The sequence below is a fragment of the Agathobaculum sp. Marseille-P7918 genome (genome assembly GCF_964248325.1).
Classification (GTDB): Bacteria; Bacillota; Clostridia; order Oscillospirales; family Butyricicoccaceae; genus Agathobaculum.
On record NZ_CAXTXI010000001.1, the window covers coordinates 614,812 to 635,059 of the forward strand.

At 52.0% G+C, this 20,248-nt stretch carries 25 protein-coding genes and 1 pseudogene; 7 read left to right on the forward strand and 19 right to left on the reverse strand.

Annotation, left to right across the window (positions count from 1 at the left end):
- Positions 1–12 precede the first annotated feature (12 nt).
- The 6 genes from ACESSO_RS03055 to ACESSO_RS03080 all read right to left on the reverse strand — a co-directional run bounded on the left by ACESSO_RS03055 (position 13) and on the right by ACESSO_RS03080 (position 5,814).
- Positions 13–1,155 (reverse strand): substrate-binding domain-containing protein, encoded by a 1,143-nt coding sequence (locus tag ACESSO_RS03055; RefSeq protein WP_373163568.1) that lies wholly within the window; start codon positions 1,153–1,155, stop codon positions 13–15.
- On the reverse strand, positions 1,152–2,570 hold the full coding sequence (locus tag ACESSO_RS03060; protein ID WP_373163569.1) for a carbon starvation protein A: 1,419 nt from the start codon (positions 2,568–2,570) through the stop codon (positions 1,152–1,154). The genes ACESSO_RS03055 and ACESSO_RS03060 overlap by 4 nt, the downstream gene beginning before the upstream one ends.
- A 25-nt stretch (positions 2,571–2,595) precedes the next feature.
- A complete protein-coding gene (locus tag ACESSO_RS03065) occupies positions 2,596–4,350 on the reverse strand; it encodes a SpoIIE family protein phosphatase (protein ID WP_373163570.1) in 1,755 nt (584 codons plus the stop codon).
- A gap of 86 nt (positions 4,351–4,436) precedes the next feature.
- Entirely contained in the window at positions 4,437–5,048 is a 612-nt protein-coding gene (locus ACESSO_RS03070) for a VOC family protein (RefSeq protein ID WP_373163571.1), read from the reverse strand.
- A gap of 13 nt (positions 5,049–5,061) precedes the next feature.
- Positions 5,062–5,358 (reverse strand): STAS domain-containing protein, encoded by a 297-nt coding sequence (locus ACESSO_RS03075; protein ID WP_373163572.1) that lies wholly within the window; start codon positions 5,356–5,358, stop codon positions 5,062–5,064.
- A gap of 111 nt (positions 5,359–5,469) precedes the next feature.
- Positions 5,470–5,814 (reverse strand): cation:dicarboxylate symporter family transporter, encoded by a 345-nt coding sequence (locus ACESSO_RS03080; protein WP_373163625.1) that lies wholly within the window; start codon positions 5,812–5,814, stop codon positions 5,470–5,472.
- Here ACESSO_RS03080 and ACESSO_RS03085 point away from each other — a divergent pair.
- Positions 5,804–6,289, forward strand: a complete 486-nt coding sequence (locus ACESSO_RS03085) for a hypothetical protein (protein ID WP_373163573.1) — start codon at positions 5,804–5,806, stop codon at positions 6,287–6,289. The two genes, ACESSO_RS03080 and ACESSO_RS03085, sit on opposite strands and share 11 nt — an antisense overlap.
- A gap of 175 nt (positions 6,290–6,464) precedes the next feature.
- Here the strand turns inward: ACESSO_RS03085 and ACESSO_RS03090 are convergent, their stop codons facing one another.
- The 3 genes from ACESSO_RS03090 to ACESSO_RS03100 form a co-directional block, all read right to left on the reverse strand.
- Positions 6,465–6,758, reverse strand: a complete 294-nt coding sequence (locus ACESSO_RS03090; RefSeq protein ID WP_373163574.1) for a hypothetical protein — start codon at positions 6,756–6,758, stop codon at positions 6,465–6,467.
- Between the two features lie 1,460 nt (positions 6,759–8,218).
- The gene (locus tag ACESSO_RS03095) at positions 8,219–9,313 is read right to left on the reverse strand and encodes a hypothetical protein (protein ID WP_373163575.1); all 1,095 of its coding nucleotides are present in this window, start codon (positions 9,311–9,313) and stop codon (positions 8,219–8,221) included.
- Between the two features lie 337 nt (positions 9,314–9,650).
- The gene (locus ACESSO_RS03100; protein ID WP_373163576.1) at positions 9,651–10,562 is read right to left on the reverse strand and encodes a hypothetical protein; all 912 of its coding nucleotides are present in this window, start codon (positions 10,560–10,562) and stop codon (positions 9,651–9,653) included.
- Positions 10,563–10,928: 366 nt separating this feature from the next.
- On the opposite strand from ACESSO_RS03100, the gene ACESSO_RS03105 reads away from it, so the two are divergent.
- From ACESSO_RS03105 to ACESSO_RS03120, 4 genes are all read left to right on the forward strand, one after another.
- Positions 10,929–11,339: a TIGR04076 family protein gene (locus ACESSO_RS03105; protein ID WP_373163577.1), complete on the forward strand. Its 411-nt coding sequence runs from the start codon at positions 10,929–10,931 to the stop codon at positions 11,337–11,339.
- Between the two features lie 191 nt (positions 11,340–11,530).
- Positions 11,531–11,725 (forward strand): hypothetical protein, encoded by a 195-nt coding sequence (locus ACESSO_RS03110; RefSeq protein ID WP_373163578.1) that lies wholly within the window; start codon positions 11,531–11,533, stop codon positions 11,723–11,725.
- Between the two features lie 38 nt (positions 11,726–11,763).
- Positions 11,764–12,168 (forward strand): hypothetical protein, encoded by a 405-nt coding sequence (locus ACESSO_RS03115; RefSeq protein ID WP_373163579.1) that lies wholly within the window; start codon positions 11,764–11,766, stop codon positions 12,166–12,168.
- Between the two features lie 171 nt (positions 12,169–12,339).
- Positions 12,340–12,789 carry a zinc ribbon domain-containing protein gene (locus ACESSO_RS03120; protein WP_373163580.1) on the forward strand — a complete coding sequence of 150 codons (450 nt, stop codon included), beginning with the start codon at positions 12,340–12,342 and terminating at the stop codon, positions 12,787–12,789.
- Between the two features lie 155 nt (positions 12,790–12,944).
- On the opposite strand, the pseudogene ACESSO_RS03125 reads toward ACESSO_RS03120, so the two are convergent.
- The 5 genes and pseudogenes from ACESSO_RS03125 to ACESSO_RS03145 all read right to left on the reverse strand — a co-directional run.
- Positions 12,945–13,160, reverse strand: a pseudogene (locus tag ACESSO_RS03125) (rhodanese-like domain-containing protein); the annotation flags it as partial.
- A gap of 12 nt (positions 13,161–13,172) precedes the next feature.
- Entirely contained in the window at positions 13,173–13,328 is a 156-nt protein-coding gene (locus tag ACESSO_RS03130; RefSeq protein WP_373163581.1) for a hypothetical protein, read from the reverse strand.
- A complete protein-coding gene (locus ACESSO_RS03135) occupies positions 13,325–13,858 on the reverse strand; it encodes a GDSL-type esterase/lipase family protein (protein ID WP_373163582.1) in 534 nt (177 codons plus the stop codon). Before ACESSO_RS03135 ends, ACESSO_RS03130 begins: the two co-directional genes overlap by 4 nt.
- 39 nt (positions 13,859–13,897) lie before the next feature.
- Positions 13,898–15,082: an endonuclease NucS domain-containing protein gene (locus ACESSO_RS03140; protein WP_373163583.1), complete on the reverse strand. Its 1,185-nt coding sequence runs from the start codon at positions 15,080–15,082 to the stop codon at positions 13,898–13,900.
- Complete coding sequence (locus tag ACESSO_RS03145; RefSeq protein WP_373163584.1) at positions 14,995–15,840, reverse strand: hypothetical protein; 846 nt, start codon at positions 15,838–15,840, stop codon at positions 14,995–14,997. Before ACESSO_RS03145 ends, ACESSO_RS03140 begins: the two co-directional genes overlap by 88 nt.
- Before the next feature lie 54 nt (positions 15,841–15,894).
- On the opposite strand from ACESSO_RS03145, the gene ACESSO_RS03150 reads away from it, so the two are divergent.
- Both ACESSO_RS03150 and ACESSO_RS03155 read left to right on the forward strand, forming a co-directional pair.
- On the forward strand, positions 15,895–16,407 hold the full coding sequence (locus tag ACESSO_RS03150; RefSeq protein WP_373163585.1) for a tyrosine-type recombinase/integrase: 513 nt from the start codon (positions 15,895–15,897) through the stop codon (positions 16,405–16,407).
- Positions 16,400–16,603, forward strand: coding sequence for a helix-turn-helix domain-containing protein (locus ACESSO_RS03155; RefSeq protein ID WP_373163586.1), 204 nt, complete (start codon positions 16,400–16,402; stop codon positions 16,601–16,603). The genes ACESSO_RS03150 and ACESSO_RS03155 overlap by 8 nt, the downstream gene beginning before the upstream one ends.
- A gap of 61 nt (positions 16,604–16,664) precedes the next feature.
- Here the strand turns inward: ACESSO_RS03155 and ACESSO_RS03160 are convergent, their stop codons facing one another.
- From ACESSO_RS03160 to ACESSO_RS03180, 5 genes are all read right to left on the reverse strand, one after another.
- Positions 16,665–16,904, reverse strand: coding sequence for a hypothetical protein (locus ACESSO_RS03160; protein WP_373163587.1), 240 nt, complete (start codon positions 16,902–16,904; stop codon positions 16,665–16,667).
- Positions 16,905–16,917: 13 nt separating this feature from the next.
- Positions 16,918–17,445, reverse strand: a complete 528-nt coding sequence (locus tag ACESSO_RS03165) for a hypothetical protein (protein WP_373163588.1) — start codon at positions 17,443–17,445, stop codon at positions 16,918–16,920.
- 40 nt (positions 17,446–17,485) lie between these two features.
- Positions 17,486–18,034 carry a class I SAM-dependent methyltransferase gene (locus ACESSO_RS03170; RefSeq protein WP_373163589.1) on the reverse strand — a complete coding sequence of 183 codons (549 nt, stop codon included), beginning with the start codon at positions 18,032–18,034 and terminating at the stop codon, positions 17,486–17,488.
- 67 nt (positions 18,035–18,101) lie between these two features.
- Positions 18,102–18,806: an ATP-binding protein gene (locus tag ACESSO_RS03175; protein ID WP_373163590.1), complete on the reverse strand. Its 705-nt coding sequence runs from the start codon at positions 18,804–18,806 to the stop codon at positions 18,102–18,104.
- Between the two features lie 151 nt (positions 18,807–18,957).
- A complete protein-coding gene (locus tag ACESSO_RS03180; RefSeq protein ID WP_373163591.1) occupies positions 18,958–20,145 on the reverse strand; it encodes a DUF819 domain-containing protein in 1,188 nt (395 codons plus the stop codon).
- Positions 20,146–20,248 lie beyond the last annotated feature (103 nt).

Consider the following 20,248-nt stretch of genomic DNA (forward strand, 5'->3'; position numbering starts at 1 on the left):
CCCATTCTTTGGTCAATCCCCCAGCAGCTGCACCATCCAATCCGCAGTAGGCATCCAGCTGCGGTCAGTATAAGAATCTCCCGCCACCGTATCTAGGTTGGTAACATTGATGCCGCCGCCGGACACCATGTCCTGCGTGACCACAGTAGTGGGCAGCTCCAGCCAGCTTGCAGCCTTTCCCGTCATGGGGTCAATAATGGCATCATGCTCACCCGACAGCTCGAGCGCCAGCACTCGCACACCAAATTCCCCATTATAGTTCCAGTTGGTTGTGGCACATGCCTTCCAAGGCGATTCCTCGCGGGACATTTTCTCAATATCCGCATTGCAGATATCCACGCTAACCATCGGAATGTCATATCCGCCCTGCGTCAGGGCAGTATACACCCCGCTGGCATACAGGTCATAGCAGCACCAGATGGCGTCAATCTCCCCCGGCTGATATTTTGCCAGCGTAGCGGTGGTGACGTCAGCCATGGATGCCTCGGCATTGCTGAAGTCCGAAGGGCCAATGGTTTCCACAGTGCGGATCAGGCCCTCAGCCTCGCAGGCGGCGTACCCCTCCTGACGGCGGTCGAAGGGAGAAAGAAAGTTCGGCCCCACCCAGACTTTCAGAATGTTGACCGGCTCCCCTGCCGCGACCTTGTCCGGATACAGCTCTTCGCACACATATTCCAACAGCAGCCGGGCAAATTGCGCATCCTGCTGGAAGAACTGTGTTACGCCGTCCAGCGTCTGCGTCTGGCCGCTGCTGTCCTTGAATTGGGTGTCAAAAGTGACAATCTTCAAATCAGGGTACTGCTCAAGCAGGCCCTTGAGAAAGGTGTAAGCGTAATTCTGCCCGCCATGGCTCAGCAGCAATCCGTCATATCCGGCGGCAGCGCACTGAGAGATTGTATCCTGCCACTGCGCATCCGACCCGCCGCAGAAAAAGGCATCGTACTCCATCCCCAACGCTTCCGCTGTTTCCTGCGCAGACTCGGACCACATCTGAAAGATATCCGACGGCGCCATCTGCATGATGTAAGCAACCTTTTTCCCTGCCACCGGAGAATCTACGGTGACGTTTATCGTGTCGGCCCGATTCGTACCGTCGCAGCCCATCAGGGAAATGGCGCAGAGAAATGTGAAGATTCCTGCAATCCAACGTTTCATAAGCACTGCGCCCTCCTTTTGCTCATTTTATAACCATAGGCTGCCGCGCAGACCATCGCAAAGACAATCCCCGCCGGATAGGCAATGGACTGAGACAGTCGGAAGCCCTCCTCCGCCATTAGGATATAGGTGGAAGATACACCGGACATAAAGGTGGCGGGAATGGCGCACAACAGCGAATGCCACGGTTTATCTGCATTGCGAACCAGATACATCGCCGCCGCCCACAGGGTAATCATAGCCAGAGTCTGGTTGCTCCACGAAAAATAACGCCAGATTACATCAAAGTCCACTTGAGTCAGAACCGTACCCGCCGCCAGCAGCGGAATAGTCACTGCCAGCCGCCGTTTCAGATCGGACTGATCAATGTGGAACCAATCGGCGATGGTGAGACGTGCGCTGCGGAACGCGGTGTCGCCGGAGGAAATGGGGCAAACCACCACACCGATGATCGCCAGCGCACCGCCGAATACACCCAGCAACGATACCGAAATATCATAAACCACACCCGATTGCCCCAGTTCTTCCAGCGCCGCCTGCAATCCTCCGGTGGCACCATAAAAAGCGACACCCGCCGCCGCCCACACCAGAGCAATGACGCTCTCAGAAATCATGGCACCGTAGAAAATCTTCCGCCCATCTTTCTCTGAGGTGAGGCAACGGGCCATCATGGGCGATTGGGTGCCGTGGAAACCGGAGATCGCCCCGCAGGCCACCGTAATGAACATATAGGGCCACACCGGACGGCCCTCCGGATGCAGGTTTGCCAGCGTCAGCTCGGGCAGCTGGTAGCCGCCGGCCACCAGTCCAACGATAATCCCCACGGCCATCATCAGCAGCACCGCGCCAAAGACGGGATACAGCTTGCCGATCAGTTTGTCAATCGGCAGCAGCGTGGCCAACAGGTAGTACACCAAAATCACGACCACCCAAAAACCGGTGTTCATCCAGTCCGGCGTCAGACGGGCAATCAGCGCGGCGGGACTGGTGGTGAACACCGCTCCCAGCAACACCAGCAGAATCAGTGAAAACACCCGCATGACCTGCTTGGCCGTTGTTCCAAGATAGGCACCTACGATTTCTGAGATCGACGCCCCATTCATCCGCAGAGAGATCATGCCGCTCATGTAATCATGGACGGCGCCGCCAAGGATGGATCCGAACACGATCCACAAGAACACCACGGGGCCAAACACCGCTCCCAGCAGTGCGCCGAAAATGGGGCCGGTGCCGGCAATATTCAGCAGCTGAATGAGAAAAACCCGCCATGTTTTCATGGGGATGTAATCCACCCCGTCGGGATGGGCTGTGGCCGGCGTGGGCCTCCCATCAGGATGAAAAACCCGTTCTACCAACTTTCCATACAGCACATAGCCTGCCGCCAGCAGCAACACAGCACATATCAGGGTAATCAAAAGACATTCCTCCGTTTGGTTTGTTTTACCAGTGCTTTTCTATGGTCAGGATATTCCGCCCATCCGCGTACTCATAGGCCACCCGATCCATACTCTTCTTTACCATAAAGATCCCTAAGCCGCCGTTCTCCCGTTCCTCAGCCGATAGGGTAATATCCGGCTCTTTCTGCACGGTAGGATCGTAGGGCTTTCCGTCATCCGCAAAGTGAATGACAGTACGACCATCCATCAGCTCACAGTCCACTTGGGCAGCCGCAGCACCACTGTACCGGGCGATGTTAGAGCAAATTTCGTCCGCCGCAATATTCATCTGTGTGATAACTTTCATGGGTGTGCCCTGCTCTTTCAGTACACGCTCCAAGAATTCACACACCTGAGGGATACTCTCCAGTATCGGTGCGACCTGAATGCTCCGCCGGCCGACGCTTCCCTTCCGCTGGAGCGACAGCATGGTAATATCATCAAACTGAGGCGCCGAACCGACGAACCGGTCAATATTTGTCTTGACCTGATGCAGAAGTTTTTCCGGATCCAGATCACAGTTTTGGTTCAGTGCCGCCAGCATGCGGTCGGTTCCATAAAGGGTATTCGCCGCGTCTGTCGCTTCAGCTACACCATCGGTATACACAAACAGCGTGTCGCCCACGCCAATCTCCAGTTCGTATTCCTGATATTGTACGTTTTCCATGCCTGCCAGTACAAAGCCGTGCCGATCCTTCCATAATTCAAATTGACCGTTTGCTCTCCGGAGCGCCGGATATTCATGACCCGCATTGGCAGCAGTGAGCTTTCCGGTGGAAATTTCGTATATGCCCAGCCATACAGTGACAAACATCTCTGCCTCATTGTTTTCGCACAGTTGGTTATTGACCTTCTCCAGCGCAGCTTTGGGGGACAATCCCGTTTGTACTGCATTTTTGAGCAGGGTCTTTGTAATCACCATGAACAGCGCTGCCGGCACACCCTTGCCGGATACATCGGCAATAACCATAGCCAAATGGTCATTGTCTACTAGGAAAAAGTCATAGAAATCGCCGCCAACCTCTTTGGCCGGCGTCATACTGGCATAGATATCAAATTCCCTGCGTTCGGGGAAAGCAGGGAAAATCCGGGGCAGCATGTCTGCCTGGATCTGGGTGGCCACATTCAGCTCAGTCTCAATGCGCTGCCGGGCAGAGGAATCCGCAGCCTGCTTTTCCAGCAGGCTGCGGGTACGCTTGGCCACGATAATACACACGAAGGCCATGCCCACCAGGATCGCGGAACGGGGCAGGAGGAAGAACAGCACCGCCTCCCCAAAAATCTCTGGGGTGATTACCGCCTCCTCCATATGGAAGGCCTTGATCAGATTGGGATCTCCCTCCCCCATGAACAAGCTGGCGACGCCGGCGACGTACAGGCAGACCACTGATGCGGTCAGGGCGCTGGCGGTCAGCGTTCGGGAGTAGTAGTGACAGCTGAGAAGCACCGGGGCAATCCAGGCCAGCACGGTGTGCTTCGGAATGGCAATGGACAGTACGGTGATGCCCAGAATACAGCAGCCCATGATAAGATATTTAAACCGCCCGCCCAGCCGAGTCATCTTGGCACAGAGCATGGTGGGCAGCAGGAAAAAGAAAATGCACACGGGCATACCCACATTCATGACGGCCGGCGGAACAATAAACACATCCAGCAGATTCAGGACCCAGGCCAACGCGGCAATCAGCGCCATAACCTGCAGGCAGCGACAGGAATACCAGTTCGCTTCCCGCTCGTTTTCCAGAAAAATAGTGTCCATGCTTCTCTTTTCCGCGTAAATCGCCCCCAACACCGTGAGACAGGCCGCATTCGGCCCCGCTGTCCTGTGTGTATCTTTGTCTGTGATTAGTCACCGATATCGGTGTGCCCCTGCTCAAATTCCCATTGCAGGCCATAACGGTCAATAAAATAGAAATAGCGGACCTGCCCGAGGATCTTGGCTGTCTCGGCATTCCGCTCATCGGTTTCCCCGGATGCCTGATCGAAGAACCGGACTTCCTCCGGCTGCGTCTCACTGATCTGATACACCCGATAAGCCTCGGTCTCGTTGATGAGTCGGGTATCCTGCATGGACTGGACATGCGCAAATGCCGCTTCGATATTGGTGACCTTTAGGGCCACATGGCGGGCGCCGCTGACATCATTGGCGGCAAAGATCACCGGCTCCGTCCGTCCTTTGGGATAGTGGTACTGCATCAGTTCCAGGGTGAGTTTTGTGCCGGGTACATTGACAAAGGCAATGGAGACATCTCCATCGGCCGCCTCATCCACAAATCCTCCCGCCTGGAAAAAGCCTTTATTTCTCCAGTGAGACAGACAGTGGTCGGGCTGCACCCCCAACAGATTGCGGTAATAGTCCACAGCCTGCTCCATGTCATCTACAAAAATACAGATGTGAGACAGGCCGACAATGTTCGGCAGTTCGGGCCGGATCATGCCCGTTTCGTTGTTACCCATTTGTTATGCCCCCTTATACAATGGTCAGAACATTGGTGAAGCCCGTGACTTCAAACACTTCCTGAATGTTCCCATTCACATGGCATACAACCATTTTCCCCTGTCGGTTCATGATCTTCTGCGCTGCAAGAATGACCCGCAGACCGGCAGATGAGAGATACTCCAACCGGGAAAAGTCCAACACCAGCTCGGTCACGCCGGTCAGTGCCCCTTTTACCTCTCCCTCCAACTGAGGGGCTGTGGTGGTGTCCAACCGTCCCTCTATCGCAAAGGTCAGTTTTGTATCTTCACTTGTTTTTACGATATTCACATCGAGTCCTCCAATTTAGTGATTTATGTCATTTTACGCTTGGAACAGGATCGCCACCGCGTTGACAGACGGAGAGTCTATCGTTGCCTGAAACATCCGTCGTTTTTCGATTCACTCCTTCTCCAATCGTTCCCGATCCAGCATCCCCAGTTTGTTGGCTGAGAGCATCAGCTCTGACTGCAGGCAGGAGATGCCGCAGGAGGTCATAAAGAAATCCAGAAGCACATTACCTGCCACAGCCAGTCCGATGGCCCCATCCGGGATTCCCAACTGAGCCAGCAGCACCGTATAACAAGTTAAACTTCCGCCGGGCACTGGCGGGGCGGCGATGGCCAATAGTCCCGATGCCAGCACACCAGTGACCACCCAAGAAAGGGGCATTGCTACCCCGTAAAATTCCGCCAACCCCAGTGCCAGCACAAAGAAGCCCACCACAGCACCAGTCTTGAATACCACCTGTCCCAAAGGGACGGCAAAACAGTGGGCTGATCTTTTGAGGCTTGGAGGGATAAAGAGCCAGTCGGTTGATTCCGTCTTGATAGGAATAGACCGGAGAGAGACCTGCCTGCGCCAGCAGGTTCGAACACAGCATCTGGCCGACCATATCTGTGACCACCTCGTCAGGGTCAATGCGCCTGCCGGGAGCCGTGATCTCAAGATACATCCGCCCCAGCCGAGTACCGCACTGGAAGCTACAAACCGTTTCTTTCTCCTTTTCAGAGTTCCACAGCCCCAGAATTTCTTCCACGGCCAGCCGCAGACGGATGATATCCTTCCGATTTACGCCCGCCTGTTCCAGTGCGTCGGCCAGCAGTTGGGAGAGAGTGTCAATACCTCCTTCATCCAACAGCACTTCTTTTCGCTGCTTTGGCAAGGTCAATTTTTTCTTGTTCATGAAACAAAGCTTCTTCCCTATTTAATAATTCCGTGATCCCGGGCCAAAGCCTCGATGCTGCGGTCATAGGTGGCCTCCGCTTCCTTGGAAAAGAAACAGCCCGGCACACCTTCATCATGATCTCGGTGATGGGCTACACATTCACAGCATTTTCCGTGCCGGATGCAGTCAAAAGTGCAGGGACAGTCCCGCTTGTTGTCACAGTATTGCGTCATTTTCGTTTTTCCTTTCTGTCGTGAATATCAGGATTGTGAATCCAGTCAGGCCACAAAATCCTCCTTAGAATAAGTAAAGGCAATCTCTGCCCACTCCCGTCAGCAATCAGAAACTCGGTGAGTCCATACGGCGAATCTCCGCCACTCCAGTCATAGGTGTAACCCAGTCTGGTCCATGGATATTCGCTCTTAAAATAGGAGTAGAGGATGTTGTCGTCAAACCAGCTTTGATACATCGGGTCTGTTATTTCTTCGTATCCGTTTTCCATTTGGGCGGTCACATCAATCACATAGGCAGGACGGATCACCTCCGACGGCGAGTTCCAGAAGGTGGAAAAATGCGTACAACTGCAGCACCCGCTCTCCTCCCTCGTCCCAAATGACCCGTGGATCTTACTGTGTTAGACAGACCAATTCCTTCACCTCGTTGTCCTCGCTAAATACCGCATCGGCCATGGCAGCCGCCCACAGTTCCTCGTTGGAGGGTGGGCCTCACTCACACATCCAGCCAGCGGCAGTAGGCTCAGAACCAGACAAGCAGCAACCGTAACCAATGTCTTTTTCATCAAATAAGTGGGACCCTCCTTGCTGAAACTACTGTAGCTACCCATATTGGATAACTCTGCGGCACCACTTGACCATTTTTGCTTGGGTGCTATGTTTAAGTTTAATGATAATTCTTCCTTTGTGAACCGACTGCAAAAAATTTGCTTTCTTTTGTGCAGAATCTGCCTTCTTTGCGTGCAGACACGAAGCCACATCTGCTGCCCGCAACCATTTACCGCGTCTTCTCCGCATTTCAACTTTCCCCTCACCTCTCTGCTTTTCTGCAAAACTAAATTTTACTCATTTCAAGTTAACACCGCAGAAGATCGCAAAAGAAAACGCCATGCCGACACATCATCGTTAGCATGGCGTATTACGATTTTTCTGTTGCAACGGGCGCACTGATTCAAGCTATCCGGCAAGATCTGCGACCAGAATCAGATTCGCTATTGTGGTCCACGACTTCTATCACCATCGCCTTATCTGACAAGTTATACAGATTTTATAACACGTATAGCCGCAGTATCCACTCCAAGTCATAGAGCTTGTTTCTGCATTTTCCTTTATGATAAAATGGGCCAGATTATTTTAATCCACTTGCCCATGATACAATCCGCTCGCTCTGCGACATAATTCTTTTCCTTTTGTCCGCACCTGTGCCAATTCTTCATTCAGGCCGGATAAACTTATCTGCTTCTTCATGCTTCCATTTTACCATGATGGATTTGGCTATACTAATTTGTTTGTCCGGTGATGCCTTCACAAGCTCCTGCTTGCTCCTGCCCAGTTATTAATCTTGGTATTCACATATATGCTCTATTCAGTCCCCATTTGTTTGTGACCCTTCTTCTCGAACAAAGCCTCTTCTTACTTTACAAAAGCCCTCTATATGACATATAAAACAACAACGGCAGCAAGCCTCACTGCTTGCTGCCGTTGTTGTTTGTGACCGCAAATACGTTCCTGACCATGTGTATGGTTCGTATCTCGCGTCATAATAGAGCCGAGAGGAGTTGAATCCGCTTTTTGAACATTTTAACCCGTTTCATTGTGCACTATTACTCACTTCTGTCTGTTTTCAGAACTTTTCTTTCCCATTTGTTCCCTGTCCGTGATGGGTTTTGACGGGTGAAATCTACCTGAAAATCTACCTACCGAGAAAGTAAATCTAACATGGTTCAGCGGACATTTGATAAACTCTGTGTTAAACCATAAAGTCCATGCTGCGGGAGACCGTTGGGAAACGGTCAAAATACCGCTTGGGATAGATCTGCAAGTTGGACAGGAATTGATTGAGCAGGCTGGCCTTGTCCGTATCCTTATCCGAGAAGGACAGTAGATCCGCAACGTTCCGAAGATCTTCTTTGCTGTTGTTGAATACAAGATCCGTGCTGAGCCGATGCTCCACCCCATTTTCATCTGTGTAGGAAACCCATGTCTGTGCTTTTCGAGGATCTTTGGAATCAAACACATCGGTGGTATAATCGGTTACGGTTTTGTTGCCATCCGCATCCTCCACGGTAAGCGAATTGAATCGGATGGTGGTGCTATAAGCATCTCCGCCCTTTTCATAAAACCACTTGAAATTTTCCGGGGGTGCAACATTGGGGTCAATAATATAGTGATAATCGGATGCAACAAACGGATCGCCGCTCAGAGCCGTGTTGAAATTGTTTAGATTGGCTTTGCCCTGTGCCATGTAGTCGGGAACCTCAAAAGAGGAGCCATACTCCTGTGACACATTCTGAGCGCCTTCCGTAATAGCAGAGATTGCCGATTCACTGGCATAATAATAGTCGGAATTGTAATAGGCCCAGTTACGCTGCACATTCATGTCCCCGGTGATATACTGCTCGCCCTCAGCGTTGTTACGCTGAACGGCAGCCGACAAAATCTTTTCCCGGAACGCATCATAAAAATTTGTTGCGATTTCTTTCTGCGATGCACTCAGGGGACCTCTCGGATTCTCCATGGAGCCAAACAGCTCTTTTTTCAGCAGTTTCTCATACTCGGCCTGCAACTCCGATTCCGACATGGTGCCATCAAAGAACCGATCGATGCAATTATCCATCGGGCTGGTCTGCGTTGCTTGATCCCCCTCCAGATAGGCTCTTGCCGCCTCTCCCAATTCTGAGGATGCGTATGTGGATTTTACGGAGACAAAGGAATCCACATTCACCGTGTCCTTGGGAACTGTTGTTAGATCTTTGGTGATGCTCGGAAAGCTGCCATAATCGTTTTTCAACTGTGGATAGTTGGATATGTTGATTCCGCCCATCTTTTCTCTCTCCTTGTTCATATCAGATATCATTGTTGGGACAAATATCCTTTTCTATTTCATCGACCATTTGGCGAGGAAAATTTACATTGTCCTCGCGATATGATGGGTAGCAATGTGTTGTGGTAGAATAAAGGTGATCCATAGCGTTCAAACCCTTCTGTCGTAGTTGGTGCGGGAGCTTTATTCTGACCGTTGTCTGATCTCTGTGGAACATTTATGTGTTCAATTTGATTTTATAATTTACCAGATAAAAAGATACCGAGAGACGCCAAAGTTGCGATTCCCGGTATCTCTTTTCATATGCGAATTTCCGGTCTGTGGACGCGAATGCATTTTGCGATAAATTCATTTCATATCATTTCTGTACTTCAGAAATAATATTTGAAATATATCCATATAGCTCATCTACGCTACTTTCATGCGCGATACCGTTTATGTAATAGAATGTATCACAACTTGCACGATACTTGATATACTCGGTTACGTTGACATTATTATCAAGCCGCCATATATCATCGTCATATGGACTTACTCTGCCGACCGTAGCTGTTGCCACAGGAATAACCGGAACCATCATGGTATTTGCACGCTTGCCAGCCAACTGGCTTTCGACCTCACTCAGAACCCCCATGTCGGTCAGGTCCTGAAGAAAAGACTGATACTTTTCTTTCGTAAGCGGTGTGTTCCCATATTTATCCTTGAGCATTTCAAGCTGGCTTTCCGTAGGGAGCGCCTTGTCTGCATAGGATATGTCATAATACTTGTTGGCCAGCTCTTGCCCGCGTTTCTCGACCTGTTCCTGCATCCATTCCGTGTATAACGATTGCAGTGTTTGCGCTGTTTTTTGTATGGATGGCGAAAAGGACGGATTGGATGCATTACTCTGCAGCATATTTACAAAATTTTTCTTTTCCAGATAATCGCCGATTTCCGTTCCGGGGGTGACAGGGGACAATATCTGATTGGCGGCGGAATAAGCGCCCGTATCATTTTGATATCCGATCAGTGCGCACATTTCCGCATAGGAGGCGTTTTGCGGATTAATTTCGTTAATATGCTTTACGAAATCAAACGCGCTGCCATTGGACGCTGTGCCACGGATGCGGACAATCGGGTCATCATCGCGCGAGTCTGCGGTATAGGTTACATAGATATTTTGTCCATCTCCAGTACCGCCGGAATAAATACAGTTTTCATTCGGAAGCCATACTTTGTAATTCGTTTGATTCTGTGCTTGATACAGATCGGATTTCTTCGTATTTATCATGGAATTTGGATATGCAGGGGTCGTGTATAATGAAGAAATCATCATGAATCACCATCTTTCTACCCTTTTTTAAGAAACTGCTTTATGTATTTTATCGGAACAAGGAGAAGGAAAATAATGCAAAATGCGAAATAAGTTACTGTCTATCCTCGAAGGAAATCCAAGAACAAGGTGCCACTCGATACGATCGCCAAGAGTCCCCCCTTTCCCTGCATCGGTTAGACATATGTCTGATGGCCGGAGGCTATCGCACTTGCCAGAAGAGCCTTTCCCCGGTACAATGGCAGTAAGAAGGGCGTCCTGCCCCGTCCCACCGGACGGGGCAGGAGGCGGGCTGGAAACCAAACAGACGAGGAGGACGAAGCGATGCAGCACGAATGCAGAATCACAGTACTGGAGACAAAGGTGTTTGAGGACTATCAGGCGCAGTATCTGGCCAATCCCAAGTCGGGCCCCTGCCCCTGCTTTCGGAAGGGAGACACTTTTTTACTGAAGCGCACCGCGGAACGCGATGATTTTTACCACCTGATGAACGGAAAATTCTGCGGGGAGGCGTGGGACGCCATCAGCCGGTATGTTTACACCTCCCTACAGGGTGGGTCCATCATGCACAACTGGACCAATGACGAACGGATGATGATTGCCTGCTGCAATGACGGAACCAGGCCGGTGATCTTTAAGATCGAGCGGATCGACATCCCGGAGACCGAAGAGGAAAAACAATGGCTTGCAAAGCAAAATTTTAAGAATACGGCAGACGATGCCTATACAGGCTGAGCAAAGGACAGGCTTATTGCAACAGGTCCTGTTTTATGCCGTTTTGTGATGGAATTTCGTTATCTCCATCCCCTGTCAGCACACCGCTTGTATAAATTCTTGCAAATGCAGGCATCCTTTGCGATACTGATACTAATTGATACTAAATAATATCAGAGGTGAAAGCAACGGATGCCGCGTTGTTTGCCAAGATGCTCTCCGATAAAAGCATCATCGACCTGAAAAAGCTGGGCTATAAATACCCTCAAGCCGATCTGAAGGAATTTGCGGCACTGCTTGGGAACGGTTTTTATAAGCCCCTGCCGCTGAAGGATTTCAACGGCAGGAATCTGGCTATCTGGACTCTGTTACCCAGGTCCAGATATCGGCAGACAACGTGCTGCTGACGCCCCAGAGCAGCAGCCAGGTCTATGGCAGGAGAGCCATGGAGGACGAGCTCCTCTCTACCTTCACCATTGAGCAGTTTGACACCTCCCAGGACAGCGTCCGCAAGATTTTGTCCGGCTATGCCCCCACCAGCGAGAGCGAGAATCGCATCTACGGAATGAAAAAGGGCTTGGAGTTTATCGGTAATCCCCGGCATACGATCAGCACAGAAACCTTCCAGAACGCTTTGGCCCAAGGCGATGTAACGGAAAAGGAGCAGGCCCTGTGGCAGTTTTTGCTCACCTCTTATGGGAACGGCCAGTTTTCCACCAAACAGCTGGAGAAAGATTTCGGCAACGCAGCCTACGCAACCATCCGCGGATTTGTACTCAAGTTTGAGAATCTTGGGCTGCTACGATCGGCAAAATACGGCAACCGTATCAAGTATCAGATTGCAGACTAAGCCAAAGAAGCGCCTTCCGAAACCCGCAGATTCCAGAAGGCGCTATTCTTTAATTATAGCTTGTTAAAAACTGATACGCCTGATGCGAAAGTAAAGTAGAATTAGGGCAACAAGCGGTTGCTTTGCTTTTCGTGCCCGCTGTGGTACAATTCAGGCAAGGTGGTGATCAACATGGATACCAAAGAAATCCTTTTGGAACTGCGCACCAAGCGCGGACTCTCCCAAGAACAGTTAGCGGAACAAGTGCACGTGACCCGGCAGGCGGTTTCCCGCTGGGAGACTGGCGAAACAGTACCCAATACAGAAACTTTGAAGCTGCTCTCCAGCCTGTTTGATGTCTCTATCAATACCCTGCTGGGCTCGCCGCGGCAGCTGATCTGTCAATGCTGCGGCATGCCGCTGGAGGACGCCAATATCAGCCGAGAGCCGGATGGCTCCTTCAACGAGGAGTACTGCAAGTGGTGCTATGCTGAAGGGAAATTTGTCTACACAAACCTTGAGGAACTGCTGAATTTTCTGGAGCGACATATGTCCAATGAAACCTGGTCTCCAGAACAGGTCAGAGCCTATTTTGCAGCTCAGCTGCCAAAGCTGAACCACTGGAAACAGTCCGAGACATGAATACATCCCTCTGAAATCTGCGCTTTTCAGAGGGATGTGTTTTTTTGCTTTGTGGCATTGGGATAGCCTTTCTGTGTGCTGGGCGATCAGTCATAGAACCCCCCGTAGTAATCTTCCTAGGTCATCTGTTTCATGGCTGATACCTCATGCGGCTCTTAGGCTTCTGTCCCATAGGGCCAAGTGTTAATGCCGCCAAATTCGTAGATATGGGTGTAACCCAGTTCGGCCAGTGTGGAAGAAGCTGTCTTGCTTCGGTTCCCGCTGCGGCAGTAGACCAACACCGTAGAATCCTTTTCCGGTATGACCTCAGCAGCAGTTTCCTCATCAATGGTACCCACCGGCAGCAGGACAGCACCGGGGATGTGTCCGCTGTCGTATTCGTCCTACTCCCGCACATCCAGGATGATGACCTCTTCGGTGTCCATCATTTCTTTGGCTTTTTCCTGAGTGATCTGCTCATAGGAACCGTCCGCGGCATTCCCACCGCATCCGGTCAACAGCAACAGCAGAGAAGAAAGTAAAATTGCAATTCGTTTCATTTGAGTTCCTCCAGAAGTCTGGCGGCAAAGGCTTTGTGGCCCTGCTCCGTGAAGTGTACGCCGTCATAGGCCAAGGAGATATCCCACTTCTCGGCGTCGGCAAAGCGGACACACATTTTCTCCGCCAAGCGCTGACAGAGCTGGGCAAACGTGCGAGAATCGTCAATAAGCTGCGGGTTTGGCACCCACTCTCCCAGCGTTACCGGCGGCAGTGCGATCAGTAAGATTTTGCTTCGATCCAAAGAAATACCGGAGAGGAACCGCTCCAGCCTCTCGGCGGCTTGCACCGGACTTCGGCCCTGAAGCAGATCGTTGGTGCCCAGCATGACGATCAACAGATCTGTGTCAGCAGGGAAGGCAGGAGCGACAGAAGGGATCTCTCGGCCGTTCTGACCCATGTTGCAGATGGTCCAGCCGGTTTCTGTAGCCATAATATCCACCCACCGGCTGTCCGCATCATAGCGTCCGTCGAAATAGCCCCGAGGGTCGTAGCCGTAGGTATTGGAGTCGCCGAAGCACATGACTTTCATCCGCCAATACTACCTCCTTTACAGCTTAGGTACTATCCCTCACACATCAATTCCCCAAACCTTTTTCAAGCGTTCTACTGTATATACCCATTTTTGATCTCTGGGGCGGCAAACAGAATTTTGGTTGCCAAAGAAGCCAATTTCCTTGACCGCCTGATTCTCCAAAACAGTTTTGATCCAGTCAACCTGCACAACATATTCCGCATTCGCAGGATCATCACTGGAGTACAAATAGTTGCCTTGTGTTTTGAGAGATGAAAAACCAACCTGCTGCCCATCCACGGAAAACAGGACATCTTTTGCCTGTTGTACTTCCTTTCTAACGATACCCACACCTACATAGCCGGTATGCGGAATATTGACCCAGACCCGATCTCCTGGGCTAAGCAGCTTCAATGTGTTGGTATACCAAGTGCCACCTCCTGCAGAAATAAAGCCATACTTTCTGGCATCAACCCAAGAGCGCTCACCGTTTCCAAATGATACATAGTATTCCTGGTTCCACTGTCGAATCGATTTAGGGTCCGGTCGCTGTTCTTCTACATTTTCCTCAAACCAAGCCCGACTGATAAGGCGTTTAGATCCACACGAAACTACTCTGAAAAACACAATATTAATATCAACTTCATACTTGTCCCGCAGATAACGAATGATACGTTCGGTGCTATCATCCATTTTTGCGGCGACAATTACCATTTTGACATTATTATTAATGCTGTCCTCTTCTAATGCCGTACCGTACTTCTTCTCATAAGCTTCATTCAGCGTTACTTGACCACCAGAAAACTGCAGATATTGCTCCGCCAATTCCTCCAAGGTCAAGTCCGCCATACAGGAAGCATAGTCGATCGCCTGCGCCGTAACCTCCCTTGGTGTTAAATCCTTTTTTAATTCTACGACAACCAAGTCTCCATCGTGATCCATGCAGAGCAAATCAATATATTTCCCCGCAACTGTACGTACCTGTCGACCAATCAGCAGCCAATCTGGATTTAGAATTTCTATATGCTCTGCGAGTAAATCTTCTAACTCTTTTTCGTTGGTCAGCTCTGCCGGCTGCAGCTCAACCTTATCATCCAAAGACCATATCACTTGAGAAATTGCCAATGTAACCACCATCCAATCATAATAAGTGCCTATTTCAGACGCCAAAAATACTGCTCCAGTTTCTCGTCGCAAATCCGCTCGATTTCCTGCTTTTCCTCCCGGGTCAGCTTCTTCCAAACAGACTCATCCACCTGGATCACACCCAAAGTCTTGGTGTGGTGGAGCATCTGCATATCCTCAAACCGCTTGAAGGGATTGGACAGGATATTCCGCTGGGCCTGCGCATCGGTGTATCCGCCCTTGGCGTAGATGCTGTTAGCCTTTTCCACAACCAGTCCAGCCGCCCGGCGGGCTTCATAAAATTCCCGGAAGTATGTAACGATATCACTGAGCTTCACCCGACCCTTGTTGTCGGCATACAATAGCACCGCCTTGAGCAGCACCGGCTTGTAGGAGTAACTCATATCCATCTGCCGCACCATATCCAGAAACAGCTCCTTGCGGTTGGAGTCGTCGATGAACGTCCAGCCGTACTGCTCCGCATACTTCTGGAGCGTCTCCTCTTTGAAATACTTAAAGGTTCGGTGCTCACTCATGGGCACCACCAGATCGGGTACCAGCAAGCCATCCCGGACATACCGCTCAACAGTTTCTGTCTGCACATCCACACGGCAGAAAAACTCCATCTGGGAGATCATGCCGGCGGCTTCCTCCTGCCAGTTGAAGATGTCCACCAACTCGTAGTCCAGAGCATCGACCGGCCAGTCGATGAGAGAGTCCGGGCGTTCTCCCTTGTCATAAAGCCCCTCATCGCGCCCAAGCACATTTTTGCTTACGCTGGTTTCCTCAAGGAAAACGACCGCGCGGCATCCACCATCAAGACCGACCTTGCCGCCCTCTGCTTTTTCCACGACCAACTGCCGAACCGCAAACATCTCAAGCTGCTGACCAACGCCATACTCGATTTGGAACGCCGCTCGTTCGACAAGGTGGATCGCACTTGGCGCGACGAGGAGGTCAACCGCATGATCGGCAAGACATGGGGCGAGGGCCGCGAGGACTACGCCGCCGCGATCTGTCTGCCGCGGCGCTGCGGCCTGCGCATCCATGAGATTTTCCGGCTAGACACAGTAACGGCAAAACAGGCGCTGAAAACCGACCAACTGACGATCAAGGGCAAGGGCGGCAAAGTCCGCACCGTTCCCCTGCCCCGCACGGCGCAGCTTGAGCTGGAAGCCATGCTGCAGCAGATGCCGCGCGGGTACAAGCTGTTCGTGCCGGACGCCACGCCGACCGACCTTGCCATCAACCGTTTCCAGTGCTTTCTCTACCGGCACCGCGACGCCGTGCAGATCGCTGACAAGCACCGTCCGCTGACCTGCCACGGCTTACGCCATACATACGCGGTCGAGCAGTATCTGGCCTGCCGCAAGCAAGAGCTGGACGAGCACGCCGCCTGCCGGCATGTGTCCCTACGGGAAGGGGGCAAGCGGCATGGCTGACAAGCGATACACCTGCTGCGACGCCCTGCCGCTGGTGCTGACCGTGCCCGAGGTGATCGACGTGCTCGGCATCGGCCGGAATACGGTGTACGAGATCATCCGCACAGGCGGGCTTCCCAGCCGCCGTATCGGTAAACGGAGTCCGATTCGCGTGCTGAAACGAGATCTGATCCGGTATCTGGAGGGCGAAGGATAATAATATAGCGCCATGTTTCAGTAAAACAGCGAGGCCAAAACGGCCTCGCTGTTTTATGCATTCACAGATTTTGCAGCAGCAAAGCCGCCGCAAGTGCAAGCAACACAACAGTCAGAGCGCGCAGAACGCGTAATATGCGCTGCTTTTTCGGACTTTCGCGCTCCCAGCCTTCGGGCGGCGGCGAAAGCTCTTCTATCGTCTCCGTGCCGTCCGGCTTGTGAGCGATTAGCTTGACATGACAGGTATTGCAGGCAGTAAACCCCTTACGAAACTCTGCCCCGCACTTTGGGCACCATGGCATAGATTCGCCTCCTTCAGTTGCTCACAAAATACAGCAGCACCAACGCCACCACGATGATGCCCGCCACCACCGGCAGCAGCTTAAACGAAGCATTGTCCTCCATCGGCTGCTCGGGCGTTTCCATTGCCTGCTCCTCGGCCAGACGCGCAAGTGCCTCTTCGTCCACCGGCTGTTCCGCCAAATCGTGGTTCATTTCATCTATCAGTGCACATGCCTGCGCCGTCTGGCTGGCATCCACGATGATTTCCACCCCGAACCGCGCGTCTGCACCGGCGTACGCCTGTATCTGACGAAATGCCGCCGGCCGGTTGAACACAACAATATCATGTTCGCGCAGCAAATCGCAGATGGTTTCCGCCTCCAGGCGGTTGCTCGCGGTATAAACCGCAATGGGCTTCTCCATGCCGTCCGGCAAAACAAACTTGTCACGCTCCGACACTTCATTTTCTTCAGGCAAGCTATTCACCAGCGGCACATGACAGGCGCTGCACTCCGTGAATCCTTCCCGGTATTCCGCTTTACACTTGGGACACCAAGGCATAATGCATCCCTCCTTACCTGCCGATTATAGCATATCCAAACTATTCTTTCCAGATAAAAATCGGCAGCGGCGGATCGTGCTTCCGGTTGAGCCAGTCGCAAGCCAGAACAGTGAACACACGGTCATTTAACGACTTTAAATGCTGTAAAACCGCATTTTTCTCCTCATATCCATTTTCTTTGCCGTAATAGAGCGCAAGTGCCATAATACCGCCCGGGCGCAGCAGCGACAGCCCCGCGTCGATTGCCGGAATAGAGGATGCTGCGGTAGTGAAGATTTTCGGATCACCGCCCGGCAGTCGACCGAAGTTGAACACGATGCAGTCCACGCTTTCCGGCGCAGCGTAGCGCGCCATATTCGCGTGGCTGTCCAGCACAACCTCAGCAGTCAGTCCCTCCGCGTCCAACAGCGTGCGCGTCTGCGCGACTGCTTCCTGCTGCACATCAAACGCAAGCACATGCCCCTCCGCTCCGGCAAGACGGCAAAGCAACGCCGTGTCGCGTCCCTTCCCTGCCGTCGCATCAATGCAGAACGCACCGGGCTTGACCTGCCGCCGCAGAAAATCGTGCACTACATCCAACGTGTTCATCCGTTTCCCTCCGTTTATGCCAGATTCTTTCCCATTGTAACACAAACGGACGGTTTTGCCTACCTGCTTACTGTTCGAGAATCTTTCCGTCGGTTGAAATGACAACCACCTGCCACGGCAGGAACTTGCCGCTCGCCTGCAGCGCCGTGCGCACTGCATGCTCGATACCGCCGCAGCACGGCACCTCCATACGCACTACCGTGACGCTTTTGATGTTGTTGTTGCGGATGATTTCGGTCAGCTTTTCACTGTAATCGCCTTCGTCCAGCTTTGGACAGCCGATAAGCGTTATCTTATTCCGGATAAAGTCCTGATGGAAACCTGCATAAGCATAGGCTGTGCAATCCGCCGCGACAAGCAGGTGCGCCCCGTCAAAATACGGTGCATTCACCGGAACCAGCTTGATCTGCACCGGCCACTGACGCAGCTCAGATGCCGCAGGTGCAGCCGAAGCGACCGGTGCGTCTGCCGTGCGCTCAATTGCGCACGCCTGACTGCCCGGACAACCACAGGCCAGCGGCTGCTGTGCCTGCTTCGCGCGCAGATTGGCCTGCACTGCCGCTTCATCGTAAGCCGCAGCCTCCCGCTCAACAAAGGTGATCGCGCCGGTCGGGCAAACCGGCAGACAATTGCCCAGTCCATCACAGTAGTCATCACGCAGCAGCTTGGCTTTGCCGTCCACCATGCCGATGGCGCCCTCGTGGCATGCATTCGCACACAGGCCGCAGCCGTTGCACTTTTCTTCATCAATCTCAATAATTTTACGCATCATTGCGGTTATCCTCCCATGTATTTCGATTGTCCTCAGTATATCGCGTTCCTCATCGGCTGTATGTTGTTGCAACAACATAACTGCAATTTTTCATCTGTTTTGAAAAACGGCTGCCTCTCTGTGAGAGACAGCCGTTTTTTCTCGAATAAACTCACGCAAACAATCGCATGATGTTCGCCGTGAGGATACCACCGCCGGTACCAATGATATAGCCCATCAGCGCCATCAGCACACCAACCGGAACCAGTGCGCCCGAATAGGATGCCGCAAGCACCGGCGCAGACGCCGTACCGCCGATATTCGCCAGTGACGCCACGCCGCAAGTGAACATATCGAGCTTGAAGATCTTTGCAATGATGACCAGGATAATGCCGTGGATTGCCAGAATCATAAAGCCGGAAACGATCCACGCCGGAGCATCGGTCATCTCGAGCAGGCTTGCACGGGAAGCAAGCAGCGCAATGACGATATACAGCATCACGTTAGACAACTCTGCCGCACCTGCAATCTTGCCGATCGGCGTGACCGCTGCGACCAGTGCAATTATCGTGACCACCAGCACAGTCCACGTCGCAGAGTCGATCCACGGAGTATTTCCGCCGATCAACGTCTTCGTCCATTCAAAAATCGCATTGCCCGCATTCTGCGACAGGGCGGAAACCAGCAGCGCACCACCGACCAGGAACAGCAAGCCGGGGAAGGTCATGTGCTTGTCTTCCTCCTGCATCTCCTTCTCCAGACGGGCGCAGACCTCATCCAGCGTAGTCGTGGACGCCTTGGTCCATTTGTTAAACTGCGGTGCAAACGAAATCGCCCACAGCAGGAACATGACCCAAACCGAATAGTCGATCGAATCGATCACAAGCGCGTAGCCCATATCCGCTTCCGAAATATGGAGCGCTTCCTGCACCGCAACCATATTGCCCGATCCACCCATCCAGCTGCCGCACAGAGCGCCAAGCGCCTTCCATGCCTCCGAACCGAGCACACCATGCATGATCGCATAGGTTGCGATAAAGCCGATGGCAATCGAAATGCTGGCCGCAAAGAAGCCGCCCAGCATACGCGGACCGAGTTTGAGTACCTTGCGAATGTCACAACGCAACAGCATCAGACAGAGCATCGCATACAGGATATTGTTTTTCAAAGCACTGTATGCGCCCTTGGTCGCCTCCATATCCCACGCCCCCACAGTGCAAAGCAGCATGGTCAGCAGATACAGCAGAACAACCGGCGGCACAAATTTAAAAAATTTCCACTTGGTGATCTTTTCCGCGCCTACCAGAATACCGGCCAGAAATACCAGCACCGCAATATAGGTAAAGCCGTTGGTAATCATCTGTTTTCATCCCTCACTTTTTCGTTCTCTTTCCCTCTGTCCCGGCCCCCGTACGCCGCAACATCGGACGGTATTTTCAGTATACAGGAATACCAACCTTTTT